Source organism: Desulfuromonas sp. DDH964 (genome assembly GCF_001611275.1).
GTDB lineage: Bacteria > Desulfobacterota > Desulfuromonadia > Desulfuromonadales > DDH964 > DDH964.
This window is the reverse complement of record NZ_CP015080.1, coordinates 1,217,094-1,237,465: the sequence shown is the minus strand read 5'-3', so window position 1 is coordinate 1,237,465 and position 20,372 is coordinate 1,217,094. Positions and strand designations below refer to the sequence as shown.

Annotated in this window: 34 protein-coding genes; all 34 read right to left on the bottom strand. The window is 62.6% G+C overall.

Features of this window, described 5'->3' with window-relative positions:
• Positions 1-195: 195 nt before the first annotated feature.
• Positions 196-1,410, bottom strand: coding sequence for an MFS transporter (locus tag DBW_RS05635; protein WP_066725483.1), 1,215 nt, complete (start codon positions 1,408-1,410; stop codon positions 196-198).
• A gap of 126 nt (positions 1,411-1,536) precedes the next feature.
• The gene (locus DBW_RS05630) at positions 1,537-1,845 is read right to left on the bottom strand and encodes a rhodanese-like domain-containing protein (RefSeq protein WP_066725480.1); all 309 of its coding nucleotides are present in this window, start codon (positions 1,843-1,845) and stop codon (positions 1,537-1,539) included.
• 88 nt (positions 1,846-1,933) lie between these two features.
• Positions 1,934-2,467: a 50S ribosomal protein L17 gene (gene rplQ / locus DBW_RS05625; protein WP_066725477.1), complete on the bottom strand. Its 534-nt coding sequence runs from the start codon at positions 2,465-2,467 to the stop codon at positions 1,934-1,936.
• 39 nt (positions 2,468-2,506) lie between these two features.
• The gene (locus tag DBW_RS05620; RefSeq protein WP_066725474.1) at positions 2,507-3,523 is read right to left on the bottom strand and encodes a DNA-directed RNA polymerase subunit alpha; all 1,017 of its coding nucleotides are present in this window, start codon (positions 3,521-3,523) and stop codon (positions 2,507-2,509) included.
• Positions 3,524-3,565: 42 nt separating this feature from the next.
• Positions 3,566-4,195, bottom strand: coding sequence for a 30S ribosomal protein S4 (rpsD, locus tag DBW_RS05615; RefSeq protein ID WP_066725471.1), 630 nt, complete (start codon positions 4,193-4,195; stop codon positions 3,566-3,568).
• Positions 4,196-4,216: 21 nt separating this feature from the next.
• A complete protein-coding gene (rpsK, locus tag DBW_RS05610) occupies positions 4,217-4,612 on the bottom strand; it encodes a 30S ribosomal protein S11 (RefSeq protein ID WP_066725462.1) in 396 nt (131 codons plus the stop codon).
• Positions 4,613-4,623: 11 nt separating this feature from the next.
• Positions 4,624-4,992 (bottom strand): 30S ribosomal protein S13, encoded by a 369-nt coding sequence (gene rpsM, locus DBW_RS05605; RefSeq protein WP_066725459.1) that lies wholly within the window; start codon positions 4,990-4,992, stop codon positions 4,624-4,626.
• Between the two features lie 20 nt (positions 4,993-5,012).
• Positions 5,013-5,126: a 50S ribosomal protein L36 gene (rpmJ, locus tag DBW_RS05600; protein ID WP_066725456.1), complete on the bottom strand. Its 114-nt coding sequence runs from the start codon at positions 5,124-5,126 to the stop codon at positions 5,013-5,015.
• Positions 5,127-5,206: 80 nt separating this feature from the next.
• Positions 5,207-5,953: a type I methionyl aminopeptidase gene (gene map, locus DBW_RS05595; RefSeq protein WP_066725453.1), complete on the bottom strand. Its 747-nt coding sequence runs from the start codon at positions 5,951-5,953 to the stop codon at positions 5,207-5,209.
• Position 5,954: 1 nt separating this feature from the next.
• Complete coding sequence (locus DBW_RS05590; protein ID WP_066725450.1) at positions 5,955-6,602, bottom strand: adenylate kinase; 648 nt, start codon at positions 6,600-6,602, stop codon at positions 5,955-5,957.
• 18 nt (positions 6,603-6,620) lie between these two features.
• Positions 6,621-7,931 (bottom strand): preprotein translocase subunit SecY, encoded by a 1,311-nt coding sequence (secY, locus tag DBW_RS05585; protein WP_066725439.1) that lies wholly within the window; start codon positions 7,929-7,931, stop codon positions 6,621-6,623.
• Positions 7,931-8,371, bottom strand: a complete 441-nt coding sequence (gene rplO, locus DBW_RS05580; RefSeq protein ID WP_066725436.1) for a 50S ribosomal protein L15 — start codon at positions 8,369-8,371, stop codon at positions 7,931-7,933. The genes secY and rplO overlap by 1 nt, the downstream gene beginning before the upstream one ends.
• Positions 8,372-8,395: 24 nt before the next feature.
• Positions 8,396-8,572, bottom strand: coding sequence for a 50S ribosomal protein L30 (gene rpmD / locus DBW_RS05575; protein WP_066725433.1), 177 nt, complete (start codon positions 8,570-8,572; stop codon positions 8,396-8,398).
• Between the two features lie 16 nt (positions 8,573-8,588).
• On the bottom strand, positions 8,589-9,089 hold the full coding sequence (gene rpsE, locus DBW_RS05570; protein ID WP_066725430.1) for a 30S ribosomal protein S5: 501 nt from the start codon (positions 9,087-9,089) through the stop codon (positions 8,589-8,591).
• Positions 9,090-9,107: 18 nt separating this feature from the next.
• Positions 9,108-9,476 (bottom strand): 50S ribosomal protein L18, encoded by a 369-nt coding sequence (gene rplR / locus DBW_RS05565; protein WP_066725427.1) that lies wholly within the window; start codon positions 9,474-9,476, stop codon positions 9,108-9,110.
• A 26-nt stretch (positions 9,477-9,502) separates the two neighbouring features.
• Entirely contained in the window at positions 9,503-10,039 is a 537-nt protein-coding gene (gene rplF, locus DBW_RS05560; protein WP_066725424.1) for a 50S ribosomal protein L6, read from the bottom strand.
• A 30-nt stretch (positions 10,040-10,069) separates the two neighbouring features.
• Positions 10,070-10,468 carry a 30S ribosomal protein S8 gene (gene rpsH, locus DBW_RS05555; RefSeq protein ID WP_066725422.1) on the bottom strand — a complete coding sequence of 133 codons (399 nt, stop codon included), beginning with the start codon at positions 10,466-10,468 and terminating at the stop codon, positions 10,070-10,072.
• 22 nt (positions 10,469-10,490) lie between these two features.
• Positions 10,491-10,676 (bottom strand): type Z 30S ribosomal protein S14, encoded by a 186-nt coding sequence (locus DBW_RS05550; protein ID WP_066725419.1) that lies wholly within the window; start codon positions 10,674-10,676, stop codon positions 10,491-10,493.
• A gap of 24 nt (positions 10,677-10,700) precedes the next feature.
• Positions 10,701-11,240 carry a 50S ribosomal protein L5 gene (rplE, locus tag DBW_RS05545; protein WP_066725416.1) on the bottom strand — a complete coding sequence of 180 codons (540 nt, stop codon included), beginning with the start codon at positions 11,238-11,240 and terminating at the stop codon, positions 10,701-10,703.
• Positions 11,241-11,252: 12 nt separating this feature from the next.
• The gene (rplX, locus tag DBW_RS05540) at positions 11,253-11,582 is read right to left on the bottom strand and encodes a 50S ribosomal protein L24 (RefSeq protein WP_066725412.1); all 330 of its coding nucleotides are present in this window, start codon (positions 11,580-11,582) and stop codon (positions 11,253-11,255) included.
• A gap of 23 nt (positions 11,583-11,605) precedes the next feature.
• Entirely contained in the window at positions 11,606-11,974 is a 369-nt protein-coding gene (gene rplN, locus DBW_RS05535) for a 50S ribosomal protein L14 (protein WP_066725409.1), read from the bottom strand.
• A 12-nt stretch (positions 11,975-11,986) separates the two neighbouring features.
• Positions 11,987-12,253 carry a 30S ribosomal protein S17 gene (gene rpsQ, locus DBW_RS05530; protein ID WP_066725407.1) on the bottom strand — a complete coding sequence of 89 codons (267 nt, stop codon included), beginning with the start codon at positions 12,251-12,253 and terminating at the stop codon, positions 11,987-11,989.
• Positions 12,254-12,274: 21 nt separating this feature from the next.
• Positions 12,275-12,463 carry a 50S ribosomal protein L29 gene (gene rpmC, locus DBW_RS05525; RefSeq protein WP_066725404.1) on the bottom strand — a complete coding sequence of 63 codons (189 nt, stop codon included), beginning with the start codon at positions 12,461-12,463 and terminating at the stop codon, positions 12,275-12,277.
• Positions 12,453-12,878 carry a 50S ribosomal protein L16 gene (gene rplP / locus DBW_RS05520; protein ID WP_066725398.1) on the bottom strand — a complete coding sequence of 142 codons (426 nt, stop codon included), beginning with the start codon at positions 12,876-12,878 and terminating at the stop codon, positions 12,453-12,455. Before rplP ends, rpmC begins: the two co-directional genes overlap by 11 nt.
• A gap of 12 nt (positions 12,879-12,890) precedes the next feature.
• On the bottom strand, positions 12,891-13,538 hold the full coding sequence (gene rpsC / locus DBW_RS05515) for a 30S ribosomal protein S3 (protein ID WP_066725395.1): 648 nt from the start codon (positions 13,536-13,538) through the stop codon (positions 12,891-12,893).
• Between the two features lie 26 nt (positions 13,539-13,564).
• The gene (gene rplV, locus DBW_RS05510) at positions 13,565-13,897 is read right to left on the bottom strand and encodes a 50S ribosomal protein L22 (protein ID WP_066725392.1); all 333 of its coding nucleotides are present in this window, start codon (positions 13,895-13,897) and stop codon (positions 13,565-13,567) included.
• A 22-nt stretch (positions 13,898-13,919) separates the two neighbouring features.
• Positions 13,920-14,198, bottom strand: a complete 279-nt coding sequence (gene rpsS / locus DBW_RS05505) for a 30S ribosomal protein S19 (RefSeq protein WP_066725389.1) — start codon at positions 14,196-14,198, stop codon at positions 13,920-13,922.
• A gap of 26 nt (positions 14,199-14,224) precedes the next feature.
• Positions 14,225-15,049, bottom strand: coding sequence for a 50S ribosomal protein L2 (rplB, locus tag DBW_RS05500; protein WP_066725381.1), 825 nt, complete (start codon positions 15,047-15,049; stop codon positions 14,225-14,227).
• A gap of 34 nt (positions 15,050-15,083) precedes the next feature.
• Positions 15,084-15,371: a 50S ribosomal protein L23 gene (locus DBW_RS05495; RefSeq protein ID WP_066725378.1), complete on the bottom strand. Its 288-nt coding sequence runs from the start codon at positions 15,369-15,371 to the stop codon at positions 15,084-15,086.
• A complete protein-coding gene (rplD, locus tag DBW_RS05490) occupies positions 15,368-15,991 on the bottom strand; it encodes a 50S ribosomal protein L4 (RefSeq protein ID WP_066725375.1) in 624 nt (207 codons plus the stop codon). The genes DBW_RS05495 and rplD overlap by 4 nt, the downstream gene beginning before the upstream one ends.
• Before the next feature lie 33 nt (positions 15,992-16,024).
• Positions 16,025-16,663, bottom strand: coding sequence for a 50S ribosomal protein L3 (gene rplC / locus DBW_RS05485; protein ID WP_066725372.1), 639 nt, complete (start codon positions 16,661-16,663; stop codon positions 16,025-16,027).
• 39 nt (positions 16,664-16,702) lie between these two features.
• The gene (gene rpsJ / locus DBW_RS05480; RefSeq protein ID WP_066725369.1) at positions 16,703-17,011 is read right to left on the bottom strand and encodes a 30S ribosomal protein S10; all 309 of its coding nucleotides are present in this window, start codon (positions 17,009-17,011) and stop codon (positions 16,703-16,705) included.
• A 17-nt stretch (positions 17,012-17,028) separates the two neighbouring features.
• Positions 17,029-18,228: an elongation factor Tu gene (tuf, locus tag DBW_RS05475; RefSeq protein ID WP_066725325.1), complete on the bottom strand. Its 1,200-nt coding sequence runs from the start codon at positions 18,226-18,228 to the stop codon at positions 17,029-17,031.
• 27 nt (positions 18,229-18,255) lie between these two features.
• Positions 18,256-20,334: an elongation factor G gene (gene fusA, locus DBW_RS05470; RefSeq protein WP_066725365.1), complete on the bottom strand. Its 2,079-nt coding sequence runs from the start codon at positions 20,332-20,334 to the stop codon at positions 18,256-18,258.
• Positions 20,335-20,372: the final 38 nt, after the last annotated feature.

Genomic DNA, 20,372 nt, shown 5'->3' with positions numbered 1-20,372 from the left:
ATTTTTCCATCCGATTCTAGCAGATTCTATTTGACAGAAACCAGGGTCTTAACTGCGTGTCGCGCGGATAACTTCGGATCAGGTCTGATTAAAATCGGATTTTACCAAAGACCTGGGCCTGATCCGATTTTTATCCGAAGTGATCGGACCTGATCCGCGTGAAACCCAGCCTTGGCCTGGATTTGAGCCAGCCAGTCATGAAGGCCCGGCCCCATTGTAAGGCCGCAATTTAATACGCCAGGCGTAAAAGAAGAGCGGAACCATCAGCAGGCCACCGCAGAGGTACGGCAGGGTTGGATGGAGCTGGTAGAGGCTGGTGCCGATCAGTGGGCCGAGGACGAAGCCGGCGGCCGGGCAGGCGGAGACCAGGCCGCCGACCGCCCCCTGCTCCCCCGGACCGACGGCGAGGGATGCGCCGGCGGTGAAACCGGGGGCGACCAGGCCGAGGCCGAGGCCGAGCACCGCCATAGCTGCGACCAGCAGCGGGATGCTGCCGGCGGCGAGGAGGGCGACGTAGCCGAGCAGCAGGATCGGCAGCCCGGTGCGCAGCAGCCGGGTCGGCGTCATCGCCCGCCGCCGCACCACGAAGGTCTGGGCGAAGAGGGACATCACTGCCGAGGCCATCAGCCCCATGCCGATCGCCTGGGCGGTGGCGCGGGCGTCGAGGACGAAGCGGTCCTGGAAGTAGAAACCGATGGTCTGGCTCGTCATCGAAAAGGCGAAGAAGGTCGCGAAACCGACCAGGATAAAGGGGAAGTAGCGCCGGTCGAAGAGCTTGAGGCGCCCGCGGCGGTTGCGCGCCGGCTCCTGCCGCTCCGGCTCACGGACGATCAGCGCCAGCAGCAGCGCGCTCAGCAGGGCAACGCCGGCGGCAATGTAGAGGGGGGCGAGGAGGCCGAGGGCGACCAGCAGGCCGCTCAGGGCCGGGCCGAGGATCGCGCCGAGGGTGCGGGCGGCGCCGAGGCGCCCCATCCCGGCGGTGCGCTCCCCGGCGCTGGTGGTGTCGGCGATATAGGCGGCAGCAGCACTCGGCGCCGCCGACATCAGCGCCGCCATCAGCACCCGCGCGCTGATGGCGAGCAGGTAGAGGGGGAGCCCGGTAAGCAGGCCGTGCAGCCCGACGAAAAAGACGAGGGCGAAGAGAAAGCAGCCGAGGGCATAGCCGAACTGGCCGACGAGGAGCCCCGGCTTGCGCCCCCAGCGGTCGCAGAACCGGCCCCAGACCGGGCTGGCGAGGGTAAAGACGAGGGAGGAGCAGGTGATGATCAGGCCGACCTGCAGTTCGCCGAATCCGACTTCCCGCCCCAGCGGGGCGAGCAGGGCGAAGGTCATCGACTGCCCCATGCCGGTGGCGAGGAGACTGAACAGGACGAGGTTGGTGGCGAGGGTGGCCGAGTGGGCGAATTTCATCTGCGGGCGTCTTGACAGGGTGGAAGAGGTGCAGGCTGCACCGCCACCATACCCCCGGGGGGAGGGAGTGTCAACGGGAGGGGGGGAGTTGAATTTTGAATTTTGAATTTTGAATTTTGCGGCAAGCTACCTGGCCAGGGGCAGGCCGGCGCGGCGCCAGCCATTCATGTGGCCGTCGAGGAGTTCGACGTTGCGGTAGCCGGAGAGGGCGAGGAAGGTCCTGCCGAGCTGGGCGCGGGGACCGTGTTCGCAGGTGACGACCAGCTGCGTCCCCTTGTCAGCAGGGAGCTTCGCCAGGCGCAGCAGGATCTGCAGCGCGGGGGCATGGATGGCGCCGGGGATGTGGCCGGCGCGGTATTCGAAACCGCTGCGCACATCGACGACCACGGGCGGTTGTTTGCTCTTCAACTGGCGGGCGAGTTCCCTGGCCTGCATCGGTTCACCTCATCGCACTTGCGCATAACGACAAGAGGGCAGGCCGCCATGCGCCCTGCCCTCCTGTTCGATCCAAACCTAATTTGGCTTACTCGGCCTTCGGCTCTTCCGCCGCAGCGGCTTCCGCGGCCGGGGCCTCTTCCGCCGCAGCGGCTTCCGCGGCCGGGGCCTCTTCGACCGCAGCGGCTTCCTCGACCACCGGGGCCGGCGCAGCTTTCTTCTTCGCGGCCGGCTTGGCCTTGGGCGCCTTCACCTTGGCGGTGAACTCTTCCTCGACCAGCTCGATGATCGACTGCGGCGCGTTGTCGCCGAGGCGGTTGCCGAGCTTGATGATCCGGGTGTAACCACCGGGACGGCTGGCGTAACGGGGTCCGAGGCGGTCGAAGAGCTTGGCGACGACCTTCTTGTCCATGATCGTCTCGGCAGCCTGGCGGCGGGCGTGCAGGTCGCCGCGCTTGCCGAGGGTGATCAGGCGGTCGGCAATCTTGCGCAGTTCCTTGGCGCGGCAGTCGGTGGTGACAATCCGCTCGGAGTCGAGCAGGCTGGTCACCATGTTGCGCATCATGGCCTTGCGGTGGCTGGAGTTGCGTCCGAGCTTGCGGCCGGATTTATTGTGACGCATCGTCTGGTCCTTTCTGGTTTATCCGTCGGGCAAGGAGCCTTAAAGCTCCTCGTTCCCTTTCTGAATCATTCGCAGGTACTCGGGATCGGGGAAGTTGTCGATCTTCATCCCCAGGGTCAGCCCCATCTCGGAGAGGATGTCCTTGATCTCGTTGAGGGACTTGCGGCCGAAGTTCTGGGTCTTGAGCATCTCCGCTTCGCTGCGCTGCACCAGGTCGCCGATCAGCCGGATGTTGGCGTTCTTCAGGCAGTTGGCGCTGCGCACCGAGAGTTCGAGCTCTTCCACCGAGCGGTAGAGATTCTCGTTGATCTTGCGGCTCTCTTCGCTCGCCGCCTCGTCGGAGGGCTCGCTCGCCTCATCGAAGTTGATGAAGATCTGCAGCTGCTCCTTGAGAATTTTGGCGGCGTAGGCGACGGCGTCCTCGGGCTTGACGCTGCCGTCGGTGACGACTTCGAGGGTCAGCTTGTCATAGTCGGTGATCTGACCGACGCGGGCATTGGAGACCGCGAAGTTGACCTTCTTGATCGGCGAGAAGATGGCATCGATCGGAATCGTCCCGACCGGGGCCTTCTCGTCGCGGTTACGCTCGGCGGGGACGTACCCCTTGCCATTGGCGACGACCATGTCCATCTCGAGGTCGGCGTCCTTGGAACAGGTGCAGATATGATGCTCGGGGTTGAGGATCTCGACATGGGAATCGGTGATGATATCCCCGGCGGTGATGACCCCGGTCCCCTTCTTGACGATACGGATGTTGCGGCTGTCCTGGCCGTGAATCTTGAGCAGAACCCCCTTGAGGTTGAGGATGACGTCGGTGACGTCCTCGGTGACCCCGGGAATGGTCGAGAACTCATGCAGCACGCCCTTGATCCGCACCGAAGTGATCGCCGCACCCTGGAGGGAGGAGAGGAGCACACGGCGCAGCGAGTTGCCCAGGGTCGTACCGAAACCGCGCTCGAAGGGCTCGGCGTAGAACTTGCCATAGGTGTCGCTGAGGGTATCCGTCTCGACCTGGAGGCGCTTGGGCTTGATGAGTTCTCTCCAGTTTTTGTACATTCGATTCCTCCGTGGGAAGTTTGTCGTCGCAGCCGGTCCGGGTTACTTGGAGTAAAGCTCGACGATGAGGTGTTCCTGGAAGACCGGAGTGGTCATCTCGTCCCGCACCGGCAGGGTCTTCAGGCTCCCCTTGAAGGCGGCCCGGTCGAGTTCGACCCAGGAGGGGACGCCGCGGCGCATGACACCATCGAGGGCCTCGTTGACGCGGGCGATCTGGCGGCTCTTCTCGCGCAGCTCGACCACATCGCCGACCCGAACCTGGAAGGAGGGGATGTTGACCTTGCGGCCGTTGACCAGGAAGTGTCCCTGGCGGACCAGCAGCCGGGCTTCGTTCCGGGAGGTCGCGAAACCAATGCGGTAGACGATGCTGTCGAGACGACGCTCGAGGAGGATCAGCAGGTTCTCGCCGGTCACGCCCTTGAGGCGGTCGGCCTCGACGAAGTAGGAGCGGAACTGCTTTTCGAGCAGGCCGTAGGTACGCTTCATGCGCTGTTTTTCACGCAGCTGGGTACCGTAGTCGGAGACCTTGATGCGGCCCTGGCCATGCTGGCCGGGGGCGTAGGCGCGGCGTTCGACGGCGCATTTGTCGGTATGGCAGCGATCGCCCTTGAGAAACAGCTTCATGTTTTCCCTTCTGCACTGACGGCAGACGGGACCTGTATATCTGGCCAACGTTCGTCCTCCTTGTCCTGGTTAGACTCTTCTACGCTTGGGGGGACGGCAGCCGTTGTGCGGAATCGGCGTGACGTCCTTGATCACGGTGATGGCGAGGCCGGCGGCGGAGAGGGCGCGCAGCGCCGACTCACGACCGGCACCGGGGCCCTTGACCTGTACCTCGACGCTGCGCAGGCCATGTTCCTGGGCCTTCTTGGCGGCGCTTTCGGCAGCCATCTGGGCGGCGAAGGGAGTGCTCTTGCGCGACCCCTTGAAACCCTGACCACCGGCGGTGGCCCAGGAGATCACGTTCCCGGCGGCATCCGTGATGCTGACGATGGTGTTGTTGAAGGTCGCCTGGATATGGACCACGCCATTGGCGATATTCTTCTTCTCAACTTTTTTTCTGACGACTTTTTTCCCTGGCTTAGCCATGGTTCCTCCAATTATTTCTTCTTACCGGCGACGGTCTTGCGGGGCCCCTTGCGGGTGCGGGCGTTGGTCTTGGTCTGCTGACCGCGCACCGGCAGTCCGCGACGGTGGCGCAGCCCGCGGTAGCAGCCGAGATCCATGAGACGCTTGATGTTCATGGAGATTTCCCGGCGCAGGTCACCCTCGACCCGCACTTCACGGTCGATGATGTCGCGCAGCTTGCCGACTTCAGCCTCGGTCAGGTCATCGGAACGGGTGTTCCCGTCGACCCCGGCCTTGGCAAGAATGTTCTGGGACGAGGAGCGGCCGATGCCGTAGATGTAGGTGAGGGCCACCTCGATGCGCTTATTTCTCGGTAAGTCGATACCAGCGATGCGTGCCAATGTCTGTTCCTCCTAATCCCTTAGCCTTGTTTCTGCTTATGCTTGGGGTTCTCGCAGATAATCCGGACGATGCCCTTGCGCTTGATGACCTTGCACTTGTCGCAGATGGTCTTGACCGAAGCTCGGACTTTCATGGGTTGGTTCCTTTTCTGAAACAGTGTCGAAATCGAAAGCTTATGCCCGGCTCCCCCCTGGGGCGGTCCGGGCCACGATGTTAGACCAGGGTCAGAATCTCCGGGCCGTGTTCGGTGATGGCCACGCTGTGCTCGAAGTGACAGGAGAGCTTGCCGTCCAGGGTCACCGCGGTCCAGCCGTCACCGAGAACCTTGACCCCCGGTGCGCCGGCATTGATCATCGGTTCGATCGCCAGGGTCATTCCCGGCTTGAGCCGCGGCCCCTGTCCGGCCGGGCCGAAGTTGGGAATCTGCGGCGATTCGTGCAGGGCGCGGCCGATGCCATGGCCGACGAAATCACGCACCACCGAAAACCCTTCCGCCTCCACACAGGTCTGCACCGCGTGGGAGATATCGGAGAGGCGCCCGCCAGGGACGGCAGCGGCGATCCCGGCGGCGAGGGAACGCTCGGTGACCGTCAGCAGGCGTTGCGCCTCGGCGCTGATGCGGCCGACCGGGGCGGTGAAAGCGGCGTCACCATACCAGCCGTCTTTGATCACCCCGAAGTCGATACTGAGAATCTCCCCCTCCCGCAGCGGTGTGGCGTCGGGAAAGCCGTGCACCACCTTTTCGTTGGGCGAGGCACAGACCGTAAAGGGAAAACCGCCGTACCCCTTGAAGGCGGGCTTGACCTTGCGCTTGCGGCATTCGCTCTCGGCGAGCCGGTCGAGCTCGGCGGTGGTCACCCCCGGCACGATCCGTTCCTTGAGCAGGGCAAGAATCTCACCCACGATCCGCCCGGCGACCCGCATCCGGTCGAGTTCCGCGGCGGACTTGATAATGATCAACTCAGGCCGCCTGCAGCGCGGCCAGCAGTTGCTGCTGGACGCTGCCGATCTCCTGCATGCCGTCGACACGGGTCAGCAGGCCGAGTTCCTGGTAGTAACCGGCGAGAGGCAGGGTCTGTTCGCGGTAGACCTCGAGGCGCTTGCGGATCGTCGCCTCCTGGTCGTCGTCACGCTGCATCAGTTCGCCAGCGCAGGCGTCGCAGATGCCGGCCTGTTGCGGCGGGTCGAACTTGACATGGTAGCCGCGCCCGCAGTCGCGGCAGGTACGCCGCCCGGTCAGCCGCTCGACCAGCGCTTCGACATCGACCTCAAGGGAGAGGACGGCGTCGAGGTTCTTGCCGAGTTCGGCCAGGGTGGCGGTCAGCGCTTCGGCCTGGGGGACGGTGCGCGGAAAGCCGTCAAGAATGAAACCGGCCTGGCAATCCTTCTCCTGCAGGCGATCGCGGACAATTCCAACCACCACGGCGTCCGGAACCAGGGCCCCGGCGTCCATGCAGGCCTTGGCCTGAAGACCCATCTCGGTGCCGGCCTTGACGGCGGCACGCAGGATATCCCCGGTCGAGATCTGCGGAATGGAGAAACGGTCGGTCAGCATCTTGGCCTGGGTACCCTTGCCGGCACCGGGCGGACCGAGCAGTATCAGTTTCATCGGTGAACTCCCGTCCCCCTAGCCACGCCGCCCCTTGATGGTGACGCCCTTCATGAACCCCTCGTAGGAACGGGAGATCAGGTGCGCCTCGATCTGGGAGGCGGTGTCGAGACCGACACCGACGACGATCAGCAGCGAAGTTCCGCCGAAAAAGAACGGCACGTTGAACTGGCCGATCAGGATCGTCGGCAGCACGCAGACGGCCGAGACGTAGATCGCTCCGGCAAAGGTCAGACGGCTGAGGGTGGTATCGATGTATTCGGCGGTAGCCTTCCCGGGGCGGATGCCGGGGATGTAACCCCCCTGCTTCTTGACGTTGTCAGCCACGTCGACCGGGTTGAAGGTGACAGCCGTGTAGAAATAACAGAAGAAAATGATGAATGCAACGAAAAAAACGTTGTAGAGCCAGTGGCTCGGGGTCATCATCGCCGCGATGCTCTGCACCCAGGGGACGTCGACCAGGTTGGCCACCGTCGCCGGGAACATGATGATCGAGCTGGCGAAGATCGGCGGGATAACGCCGCTCATGTTGATCTTCAGCGGCAGGTGGCTGGTCTGGCCGCCGTAGCTGCGCATGCCGACCACGCGCTTGGCGTAGTGGATCGGTACCCGGCGCTGGCCGCGCTCCATGAAGATGATCGCCCAGATGACGGCGACCATGGCGGCGAGGATCACCAGCATCACCACCGGCGACAGCGCCCCGGTCTGCAGCAGCCGCACCGAGTTGACCACCGCCGACGGCAGGTTGGCGATGATGCCGGCGAAGATGATCAGCGAGATGCCGTTGCCGATGCCGCGTTCGGTGATCTGCTCACCGAGCCACATGATGAAGGCGGTGCCGGCGGTCAGAGTGATGACGGTGAGGAGAATGAAGCCGAAGCCCTGATTGGGGACGACCAGTTCCCCGGCCGGGCCGCGCATCGACTGCAGACCGACGGCGATCCCGGCGCCCTGAATGACCGACAGTGCCACCGTCCCGTAGCGGGTCCAGCGGGTGATGGTCTTGCGCCCCTGCTCCCCTTCTTTCGAGAGCCGCTCGACCGGTTCAAAGACGACGGTCAGCAGCTGCAGGATAATCGAGGCGCTGATGTAGGGCATGATCCCGAGGGCGAAGACGGTCATCCGCTCCAGCGCGCCGCCGGTGAAGGCGGAGACGAGGCCGAGCAGGGTTCCCGAGGTCCCCTCGAAGAACTTGGCGAGCACCGTGGCGTCGATTCCCGGGGTCGGCACATGACAGCCGACGCGGTAGACGGCAAGCATCCCCAGGGTGAAGAGGATGCGGCGGCGCAGCTCCGGAATGGCGAAGATGTTCTGCAGGCTCGCGAACACTAGATAACCTCGGCTTGGCCGCCGGCCGCGGCGATCTTCTCAGCGGCCGACTTGCTGAATTTGTGCGCCTTGACGGTGAGGGCAACGGTCAGTTCGCCGTCCCCGAGAATTTTGACGCCATCGTAGATCTGGTTGATCAGCCCGACCTTGCCGAGGGCTTCCAGATCGATCACGCTGCCGGCCTCGAACTGGGCGATGTCATGCAGGTTGACGAGGGCGTACACCTTCTTCGACAGCGGGGTGAAGCCGCGTTTGGGGAGGCGCCGCTGCAGCGGCATCTGGCCCCCCTCGAAGCCGGCCTTGATGCTGCCGCCGGAGCGTGCTTTCTGCCCCTTGTGCCCCTTGCCGGAGGTCTTCCCCTGGCCGGTACCGGGACCGCGGCCGAGACGTTTCCTGTTTTTGGTCGAACCGATTGCCGGTTGCAGATTGCTCAGATCCATGACGTTCAATCCTCGTGTCTCAGTCTATTCCTCGACCGCGACCATGTGCGCGACCTTGCGGACCATGCCGCGGATCTCAGGAGTGTCCTTGAGCACCACCGTCTGGTGGAGCCGGGTCAACCCGAGGCCCTTGAGTACGCGGGTGAAATATTCGGGGCGGGCGATGCCGCTCTTCTTCAGGGTAATCTTGATTTCGGCCATTGTCCGTCTCCTGCTGTTACTCGGCAGCGGCGGCGACATTCAGTCCCCGGCGCTCCATGATTTCCTCTGCGCTCTTGAGCTGGGAGAGGGCGTTGACGGTCGCCTTGACGACGTTGTGCGGGTTGTTGGAACCCAGGCACTTGGAGAGAATGTCGCCAATCCCGGCCACTTCGAGGACGGCACGGGCGGCGCCACCGGCGATGACACCGGTACCGGCCGAGGCCGACTTGAGCAGCACCTTGCCGGCACCGAACTTGCCGAGCACGTCGAAGGGGATGGTCCGGTCCTTGAGCGGTACCCGGATCAGGTTCTTCTTGGCCTGCTCGACCCCCTTGCGGATCGCCTCGGGCACTTCCTTGGCCTTACCCAGACCGTAGCCGACATATCCCTGGCCGTCACCCACCACCACCAGGGCGGAGAAGCTGAAGCGGCGGCCACCTTTGACGACCTTGGCGCACCGGTTGATGTGGATCACCCGGTCGTTCAGGTTCAGTTCGTTAGCATCGATGCGAAGCAAAGGTTTTCTCCTTTTCCCTTAGAAAGACAGGCCAGCTTCACGGGCCGCATCGGCGAGGGCCTTGACCCGGCCGTGGTAGAGGAACCCGTTGCGGTCAAAGACCACCTGGTTGATGTTCTGGGCCAGCGCCTTCTTGGCAATAGCGGCGCCGATCGCCTTGGCCGCTTCGATATTCCCGGTGTAGCTCACCCCTTCGGCATCCCCCTTGACGACGGTGGAGGCGGTGATCAGGGTGCGGCCGCTGGCATCCTCGATAATCTGGGCGTAGATGTGTTTGGCGCTGCGGAAGATGCACAGGCGCGGGCGCGACTCGGTCCCGTGGACCTTGCGGCGAACCCTCACCTGGCGCTTCAGGCGCGCCTGACGCCTGCTCTGTGCAACGTTCACTGTGTTTCTCCTTGAACTGAAAGGATTTATTTTTTACCGGTCTTGCCGGCTTTGCGCAGAATCCGCTCGTCGGCGTACTTGATCCCCTTGCCCTTGTAGGGCTCGGGCTCCCGGAAGGAGCGGATCTTGGCCGCGGTGGCGCCGACCAGTTCCTTGTCGATCCCCTTGACGGTGATCTTGGTCTGCTTCTCGACCTCGACCGTGATCCCCTTCGGCAGGGGATAGTCGACCGGGTGTGAGTAGCCGAGGCTGAGGTTGAGGATCGGGCCCTTGAGCTCGGCGCGGTAACCGACGCCGTTGATCTCGAGGACGCGGGAGAACCCCTTGGTCACCCCTTCGACCATGTTGGCGATCAGGGTCCGGATCAACCCCTGGCGGGCGTTGTTGATCGCGTCGGGAGCGGAGCTGACCAGGATGCGGTCGGCTTCGACGGCGACGTTGACGCCGGAACAGAGGGTACGCTGCAGGCTGCCGCCGGGGCCCTGGACGGAAATCGTTTCTCCGGAGAGGGCGACCTTCACCCCCGAGGGAATCGCGATGGGCTGTTTGCCGATACGAGACATTGCTCTCTTACTCCTTGTAACGGATATTCGTTACCAGATGGTGCAGATGATTTCGCCGCCGACCTGGGCCTGGCGGGCCGCGCCGTCATCCATCACCCCCTGGGAGGTGGAGAGGATCGCCGCACCGAGACCATTCTTGACCCGCGGAATCTCGTCCTTGCCGACATAGACCCGGCAACCGGGCGTCGACACCCGCTTGATCTCGTGAATGACGTGCTGGTTGTCGCCGTCAAACTTGAGGTAGATCCGCAGCACGCCCTGCTTGTCGTCGCTGACGGTCTTGAAATTCTTGATATAGCCGAGGTCCTTCAGCACCGCCGCCACCGCCACCTTGAGGTTGGAGGAAGGCATGTCGAGCTTCTGGTGCTTGGCCATCCCCGCGTTACGGATGCGAGTCAGCAAATCCGCGATCGGATCAGTCATTGCCATGGGTTGAGCTCCTTGAGGTTCTTTACCAACTGGACTTGGTCACGCCCGGGAGTTTCCCCTCGGACGCCAGCTTGCGCAGGCAGATCCTGCACATGTCGAATTTGCGATAGTAAGCCCGGGGCCGGCCGCAGAGCGGGCAGCGATTGTACTGGCGCACACCGAATTTCGGGGTCCGCTGGGCCTTGATCATCATCGATTTCTTTGCCACGGTAGTCCTCCGCTTTGCTGCGTCTTATTTTCTGAAAGGCATCCCCATCCCGGCGAGCAGGGCGCGGCCCTCCTCGTCAGTCCGGGCGGTGGTCACGATGGTCACGTTGAGTCCCTTGACCTTCTCGATCTTCTCCAGGTCGATCTCGGGGAAGATGATCTGCTCGCGGATGCCGAGGGTGTAGTTGCCACGGCCGTCAAAGGCCTTGGGCGATACCCCCTTGAAGTCGCGCACGCGGGGCAGGGCGACGTTGATCAGGCGATCAAGAAACTCGTAGGCGCGGTCGCGGCGCAGGGTAACCATGCAGCCGATCGGCATCCCTTCACGCAGCTTGAACTGGGCGATCGATTTCTTGGCCTTGGTGATAACCGCCTTCTGGCCGGTAATCTGCCCGAGCTGGTCGACCGCCGATTCAAGTACCTTGATATTCTGGATCGCTTCCCCGAGGCCGATATTGACGATGATCTTCTCGAGCCGGGGAGCTTCCATCACGTTTTTCAACTGCAGGTCCTTCATCAGCCGTGGGGCCAACTCGGCCTGGTACATCTCTTTCAGGCGGGCCATGGAAATCCTCCGTTACTTGTCCACGATCTCGTTGCACTTCTTGCAGAAGCGCACTTTGCTTCCATCCTCCAGGTTGCGCATGCCGGTGCGGGTCGGCTTGTTGCAGGCTCCGCACAGCAGCAGCACGTTGGAGGCGTCAAGGGGGGCTTCCTTTTCGATGATGCCCCCTTCGGCGTTGGCCCGGTTGGCCTTGGTATGCCGCTTGACAACGTTGAGGTTCTCGACGACCAGCCGCCCCTTGTCAGGGAAGACGCGGGTGACCTTGCCGGACTTCCCCTTGTCCTTCCCCGTTATGATCATCACCATGTCGTTCTTCTTGACATGAAGTCTGTTTGCCGCCATTGCTCTCTTCTCCTGTTTCCTGTTTAAAGGACTTCCGGCGCCAGCGACACGATCTTCATGAAGCGGCGGGCGCGCAGTTCGCGAGCGACCGGACCGAAGATGCGGGTTCCGACCGGCTCCCCGGCGGCATTGACGACCACCGCAGAGTTGTTGTCAAAACGGATGTAGGAGCCGTCGGGCCGGGGTACTTCCTTGGCCGTGCGCACGATGACCGCCCGCACCACGTCCCCCTTCTTCACCCGGGAATTCGGCATCGCTTCCTTGACCGAGCAGATGATGATGTCGCCCAGGCCAGCGTACTTGCGCTTGGAGCCGCCGAGGACCTTGATGCAGCAGAGTTTCCGGGCACCGGAGTTATCTGCAACGTCAAGTGTCGATTGCATCTGAATCATGACGTGTATCTCCTAGACAATGACTTGCTTTTCGAGGATTTCGCGGACTCTCCACCGCTTGTCGCGTGACAGCGGCCTGGTCTCCACGATCAGGACCTTGTCCCCGACAGAGCAGCTGTTCTGCTCGTCATGGGCTTTGCAGGTGACCTTGCGCTTGATGTATTTCTTGTAGACCGGGTGCATGACCAGCTGGTCGAGCTTGACGACGACCGTCTTGTCCATCTTGTCGCTGACCACGATCCCGACCCGGGTTTTCCGATTACCACGTTCCTTCGTCATATCGTCCTCGCCGATGCGCGTTTATGCGAGCTTCTGCCGCAGCACGGTTTTTGCCCGTGCGATATCTTTCCGAACCTGGGCGATACGGGAGCTGTTCTCCAGATGCCCGGTGTGCAGCTGAAACTTCAGATTAAAGAGTTCCTGGCTCAGCTCCTGCGCCTTCTTGCTGAGCTCGTCGACATTCAGCTCCTTGAGCTCGCTAGCTTTCATGGGCCAGTTCCTCCCTCATCACGAACTTGGTCTTCATCGGCAGCTTGTGCGCTGCCAGGCGGAAGGCCTCACGGGCCGTCGCCTCGTCCACACCCTGCATTTCGTAGAGCATCATGCCGGGGCGAACCACGGCAACCCAGCTGTCCGGGGAACCTTTACCCTTACCCATGCGGGTTTCGGCAGGTTTGCTGGTCAGGGGCTTGTCCGGAAAGGCACGGATCCAGATCTTGCCACCACGCTTGATGTAGCGGGTCATGGCGCGCCGGGCGGCCTCGATCTGCCGCGAGGAGAGCCAGCCGCATTCGAGGGACTGGAGCCCGAAGTCGCCGTAGTTGATCGCGTTGCCGCGCTGGGCAGCGCCGGTCATCCGACCCTTGAACGTTTTTCTATGTTTAACCTTTTTGGGCATTAACATGGCTTGAGACTCCTATCCCTTCCGTTCCTGTTCCTGGGCCAGGACCTCGCCCTTGAAGATCAGGACCTTGACGCCGATGATACCGTAGGTGGTCTTGGCTTCGGCGAAACCGTAGTCGATGTCGGCGCGCAGGGTGTGCAGCGGCACACGCCCTTCACGATACCACTCGGTGCGACTCATCTCGGCACCGCCAAGACGACCGGCGCAGTTGATCTTGATCCCCTGGGCCCCGAACTTGAGGGCCTGGCTGACGCTCTTCTTCATCGCCCGGCGGAAGGCGACGCGGCGCTCGAGCTGCAGGGCGACACTTTCGGCCACCAGCTGCGCATCGATTTCCGGCTTGCGCACTTCCTGGATATTGATGAAGACTTCCTTGTCGGTGAGTTTGGCCAGCTCTTTCTTGAGCGCCTCGACCTCGGAACCCTTCTTGCCGATGATGATCCCGGGACGTGCCGCGAAGATATTGATCTTCGCCTTGCTGGCGGCCCGCTCCAGCTCGATCTTGGCGATGCCAGCGTGGAACAGGCGCTTCTTCAGGTAATTGCGAAGCTTGATGTCCTCGTGCAGCAGCTGGCTGTAATTGCCCTCTGCGTACCACTTGGAATCCCACGTCCGGATAACGCCCAGACGAAAACCGATTGGATGAACTTTCTGGCCCAAACTATCACCTCCTTGAGGACGAACCGTTATTTCTCGTCGAGGACGACGGTAATGTGACTGGTCGGCTTGCGAATCTTGGTTGCCCGCCCCTGGGCGCGGGGGATAAAGCGCTTCAGCGCCGGTCCCATGTCGACGGTGATCGTCTTGACGAAGAGCCGGTCGACGTCGGAGACCCCCTTCTGCTCGGCATTGGCAACCGCCGAACTCACCAGCTTGGCGACGATCGGCGCCGCCTTCTGCGGGGAGAACTTGAGGATATTCAGGGCATCCTGGATCCCCTTGCCACGGACCATGTCGACGATCAGACGGGTCTTCTGCGGCGACAGGCGGGCATATTTCAAAGTGGCTGTGCTTTCCATGTCTGACGACTCCTTGATGTCCTTAGCGCTTCTTGCTCTTCTTGTCAGCGCCGTGGCCGTAGTAGGTCCGGGTCGGCGCGAACTCGCCAAGCTTGTGCCCCACCATGTTCTCGGTCACGAATACCGGGATAAACTTCTTGCCGTTGTGCACGGCGAAGGTGCAACCCACGAATTCGGGAATGATGGTGGACCGCCGCGACCAGGTCTTGATCACCTTCTTGGACGGGGCTCCTGCCTCGGTGTCGATCTTGCGCAGGAGGCACTCCTGAATATACGGACCTTTTTTGATCGATCTAGCCACTGCCGTCTCCTCTATCTAAGCGGTGATTATTTAGTTCTGCGGCGCACGATAAAGCCGTCGGTGCGCTTGTTGGTGCGGGTCTTGTAGCCCTTGGTCGGAACCCCCCAGGGGGTGACCGGGTGACGCCCGCCGGAGCTCTTGCCTTCGCCACCGCCATGGGGGTGGTCGACCGGGTTCATCGCCACGCCGCGGGACTGGGGGCGTTTGCCGAGCCAGCGGTTACGCCCGGCCTTGCCGATCTTGACATTTTCGTGATCGGCGTTGCCGACCTGGCCGATGGTCGCCAGGCAGTCCTGGTGGACGAGACGAACCTCACCGGAAGGCATGCGCAGCTGGGCGTACTTCCCTTCCTTGGCGGCGATCGAGGCGTAGGTACCGGCGCTGCGGGCGAGCTGGCCGCCCTTGCCGGGCTTGAGCTCAACGTTGTGGACCCAGGTACCAAGCGGGATCGAACGGATCGAGAGAGCGTTCCCCGGCTGGATGTCGGCCGTGTTGCTGGCGATCACGCTATCGCCGACCTTGATGCCGAGGGGCGCCAGGATGTAACGCTTCTCGCCGTCAGCGTAGTTGAGCAGGGCAATGCGCGCACTGCGATTCGGATCGTACTCGACGGAGACGACCCGGGCCGGGATCTCCTTCTTGTCGCGCTTGAAATCGATGATCCGGTACCGCCGCTTGTGCCCGCCGCCGGTGTGCCGCTTGGTGATGCGGCCATGGTTGTTGCGTCCGCCGGTGCGCTTGAGGCTGGTTACCAGGGACTTTTCAGGGCTGCCGGTGGTGACTTCTTCGAAGGTCGAAGAGGTCATGCCACGGCGGCCAGGAGAAGTCGGTTTGTAATTCTTGATCGCCATTATCGTTACTCCGTATCGCTAGGTAACAGTCGGTTTAGACGCCGAAGAAGTCGATGCTGCTGCCCTCGGCCAACGTCACGTAGGCCTTCTTCCAGTTGGCGCGCTTGCCCATGGTGCGGCCGACACGCTTCGGTTTGCCGGCGACGCGCACGGTGTTGACGTCGGTCACCTTGACATTGAAAGCCTTTTCCACCGCCTGCTTGATCTCGATCTTGTTGGCTCCCGGGGCAACCTCGAAGGCGACGACACGGCCGGTCTCCTTCTGCAGGCTGGTCTTCTCGGTGATCAGCGGTCTGTTGATGATCTGGTGCAACGGCTTCATAGCGCTAACGCTCCTTCCAGCTGCGACACGGCTCCTTCAGTCAGGATCACGTGGCGGTATTTCATCACGTCATAGACGTTGACGCCCTCGCTGCGCAGCACCTTGACAAAGGGGAGGTTACGCGCCGACAGTTCCAGGTTGCGATTCTCGCCATCGATCACCACCAGGGTGTTGGCAAGGTCGAAACGCTGGAGAACCTCGGCGAACCCCTTGGTGCTGATCGCTTCGAGCTCCAGGGCGTTGAGGACAGTCAGCTTCTCCCCCTTGAAGCGCAGCGACAGGGCGCTGCAGAGGGCGGCTTTCTTGACCTTGCGATTGAGCTTGAAGTCGTAGCTGCGCGGGGTCGGCCCGAAGGCGGTGCCGCCACCGACATAGTGCGGTGCGCGGATGCAGCCCTGACGGGCGTTGCCGGTCCCTTTTTGCTTGTAGGGCTTCTTGCCGCCACCCGAGACTTCGCTGCGGGTCTTGGTCTTGGCCGTTCCCTGGCGGCGCGCGGCCAGCTGGTAACGCACCATGTCATGGATCAGGTACCCCTTGACGTCGGTGTTGAACACCGCGTCGTTGAGCTCGCGCTCGGCGACCTGTTTCCGGTTGATATCGTAGACTGCGATCTTCGCCATGGTTCTATCTCCCAGAGACTCTCTCGGTATCGATTACTGCTTGACCTTGATCCCCTTGTGGAGGACGACCAGGGCATTCTTCGCCCCGGGGATCGCCCCGCGCACCAGGATCAGGTTCTCTTCGGGGCGCACTTCAACGATCTGCAGGTTCTGCACGGTCACCTGCTCGTTCCCCATCTGGCCGGCCATCTTCTTCCCCTTGAAAACCCGGGACGGCCAGGCGCTGGCGCCGATGGAGCCGGGCGCGCGATGGAACATGGAACCATGGGTGGCGCGGCCGCCGGAGAAATTCCAGCGCTTGATAACGCCCTGGAACCCCTTCCCCTTGCTGGTGGCGGTCACATCGATGACGTCACCGGCGACAAAGATGTTGTCGAGGCGAATCTCGTCACCGATATTGATCTCGTCGAGACCTTCACCGCGCAGCTCGCGCAGGTACTGGAAGGCGCCCTGGCCCGCTTTCTTGAAGTGGCCGAGTTCCGGCTTGTTGACGCGGTGCGCCGGCTTGGCGATAAAACCGAGCTGGAGTGCGCTGTAACCGTCGCTGGCGACAGTCTTCTTCTGCACCACGGTGCAGGGGCCGGCTTCGACAACCGTCACCGGGATACGCCGGCCGTCATTGGCGAAGAGCTGGGTCATGCCCAGTTTTTTGCCCAGAATTCCCTTGATCATTGCACTTACCCTCTATGTTCGAAAGTCGGTCGGTTGCGGTTAGAGCTTGATTTCCACGTCGACACCGGCGGAGAGGTCGAGCTTCATCAGCGCATCGACGGTCTGCTGGGTCGGTTCGAGGATATCGAGGAGACGCTTGTGGGTGCGCATCTCGAACTGCTCACGGCTCTTCTTGTCGACATGCGGGCCACGCAGCACGCAGTACTTGTTGATCACCGTCGGCAGGGGGACCGGGCCGGCAATGCGGGCGCCGGTACGCTTGGCGGTATCGACGATCTCGTTGACGGAGAGATCGAGCAGCTTGTGGTCGTAAGCCTTCAAACGGATACGGATCTTCTGGCTCGGCATGGCAGTAATATCCTCACTTACTCGATGATGTCGGAGACGACACCGGCGCCGACGGTGCGGCCGCCTTCGCGGATCGCGAAGCGCAGTTCCTTGTCCATGGCAATCGGGGTGATCAGGTTCACGGTCATGGCGATGTTGTCGCCCGGCATGACCATCTCGGTCCCTTCCGGCAGCTCGACGATCCCGGTCACGTCCGTGGTCCGGAAGTAGAACTGGGGACGGTAGCCCTTGAAGAACGGGGTGTGACGACCCCCCTCCTCCTTGGTCAGGATGTAGGCTTCCGCCTTGAACTTGGTGTGCGGGGTGATGCTGCCGGGCTTGGCCAGCACCTGGCCGCGCTCGATGTCCTCGCGCTTGACGCCGCGCAGCAGCACGCCGACGTTGTCACCGGCCTGCCCCTGGTCGAGCAGCTTGCGGAACATCTCGACACCGGTGACGACCGTCTTCGCCGTCGCCTTCATGCCGACGATCTCGATCTCCTCGCCGACCTTGACCACGCCGCGCTCGACACGACCGGTCGCCACGGTGCCGCGGCCGGAGATCGAGAAGACGTCTTCCACCGGCATCAGGAAGGGGCGATCGATGGCCCGCTCCGGCTCGGGGATGTAGCTGTCGACCGCGTCCATCAGGTCGAGGACCGGCTTGCAGGCCGCGCACTCCACCTTGCCGCAGCCGCACTCGAGGGCTTTCAGCGCGCTGCCAGGGATGATCGGAATGTCGTCGCCGGGGAAGTCGTAGGCGGAGAGGAGCTCACGCACCTCCAGCTCGACCAGTTCCATCAGCTCCTCGTCGTCGACCATGTCGGCCTTGTTGAGGAAAACGACCATGGCGGGGACACCGACCTGGCGGGCGAGCAGGATGTGCTCGCGGGTCTGCGGCATCGGGCCGTCGGCCGCCGAACAGACCAGGATCGCGCCGTCCATCTGCGCCGCACCGGTGATCATGTTCTTGACGTAGTCGGCATGGCCCGGGCAGTCGACGTGGGCGTAGTGCCGCTTCTCGGTCTGGTACTCGACGTGGGCGGTGGCGATGGTGATGCCGCGCTCGCGCTCCTCGGGAGCGTTGTCGATCATGTCGAAGGCTTTGAACTCGGCGCCGCCCCGGGACGCCAGAACCTTGGTGATGGCGGCGGTCAGGGTCGTCTTGCCGTGGTCAACGTGACCGATCGTCCCGATGTTGACATGGGGCTTGGTTCTTTCAAATTTGGCTTTGGACATGGGAAACGCTCCTTGGCGACTTAAAATTTAGCCTTTGACCTTGGCGATGACTTCTTCGGAAATGGCCCGGGGGACCTGCTCATAGTGGTCGAAGACCATGGTATAAGTGGCGCGGCCCTGGGTGGCGCTGCGCAGGTCGGTGGAATAACCGAACATGTTGGCGAGAGGGATGTGGGCGTTGACCACCTGGGCACCGGCGCGCCCTTCCATCCCCATGATCTTGCCGCGACGGCTGGAGAGGTCGCCCATGACGTCACCCATGTACTCTTCCGGGGTGACGACTTCGACGGCCATGATCGGTTCGAGCAGGACCGGGCCGGCCTTGGCCGCACCCTCCTTGAAGCCCATGGAGCCGGCGATCTTGAAGGCCATCTCCGAGGAGTCGACGTCATGATAGGAACCGTCGAAGCAGGTAACCTTGACGTCGACGATCGGGAAGCCGGCGAGGATGCCGTTCTGGGAGGCCTCTTCCGCCCCCTTGCCGACGGCCGGGATATATTCCTTGGGAATCACGCCCCCCTTGATGGCGTCGACGAACTCGAAGCCGACACCCGGCTCCTGGGGCTCGATGCGCAGCCAGCAGTCGCCGTACTGACCACGGCCACCCGACTGGCGGACAAACTTGCCCTGGACTTCGACGGTCTTGGTGAGGGACTCGCGGTAGGCGACCTGGGGGGCACCGACGTTGCACTCAACCTTAAACTCGCGCTTCATGCGGTCGATGATGATCTCGAGGTGGAGCTCGCCCATCCCGGAGAGGATGGTCTGGCCGGTCTCTTCATCGGTGCGGCAGCGCAGCGAGGGATCTTCCTGCAGCAGCTTGCCGAGGGCGTTGCCCATCTTCTCCTGGTCGGCCTTGGTCTTCGGTTCGACGGCGACATGGATAACCGGCTCGGGGAACTCCATCGATTCGAGCAGGCAGGGCTTGTTCTCATCGCAGAGGGTGTCACCGGTGGTGGTGTACTTGAGACCGACGGCGGCAGCGATGTCACCGGAGTAGACCTGTTTGATCTCCTCGCGCTTGTTGGCGTGCATCTTGAGAATGCGGCCGATACGCTCCTTCTTGTCCTTGGTGGAGTTGAGGACGGCGGAGCCGGACTCGATCACCCCGGAATAAACCCGGAAGAAGGTCAACTGGCCGACGAAGGGGTCGGTCATGATCTTGAAGGCGAGGGCGGCGAAGGGCCCGTTGTCATCGGCCGGCCGGGTCAGCTCTTCCTGGGTGTCGGGATTGATCCCCGGGATGGCCGGCACGTCGGTCGGCGACGGCATGTAGTCGATGACGGCGTCGAGGAGGTGCTGCACCCCCTTGTTCTTGAAGGCAGAACCGCAGAGGACCGGATTGATGGCAAGGGCGATGGTCGCCTTGCGGATACCGGCCTTGAGCTCGGCGTTGGTCAGCGTCTCGCCGGCGAGATATTTCTCCATCAACTCCTCGACGTGGGTCGAGACTTCCTCGATCAGCGCTTCGCGGGCCGCTTCGGCCTCCTCGCGCATCTCGGCGGGGATTTCGGCGACATCGAACTTGGCGCCCAGGGACTCGTCGTCCCAGGTGATCGCCTTCATTTCGATGAGGTCGATGACCCCCTTGAAGTAGTCTTCCTTGCCGATGGGGAGCTGGATCGGGATCGGGTTGGCGCCGAGCCGGTCGCGCATCATCTGCACGCCGCGGTTGAAGTCGGCGCCGATGCGGTCCATCTTATTGATGAAGGCGAGACGGGGAACCCCGTACTTGTCGGCCTGACGCCAGACGGTCTCGGACTGGGGCTCGACGCCACCGACGGAACAGAAGACCGCCACGGCGCTGTCGAGCACCTTGAGGGAGCGCTCGACTTCGATGGTGAAGTCGACGTGCCCGGGGGTGTCGATGATATTGACGCGATGGTCCTTCCAGAAACAGGTGGTGGCGGCGGAGGTGATGGTGATGCCGCGCTCCTGCTCCTGCTCCATCCAGTCCATGGTCGCGGCGCCGTCGTGGACTTCGCCGATCTTATGGGAGATGCCGGTATAGTAAAGGATGCGCTCGGTCGTCGTCGTCTTGCCGGCGTCGATGTGAGCCATGATCCCGATGTTACGGGTTTTTGCGAGGGAAACTTTGCGTGCCACGATTTCGGGTTCCTTCTTCTGGGTTCGGTCGGACCGCA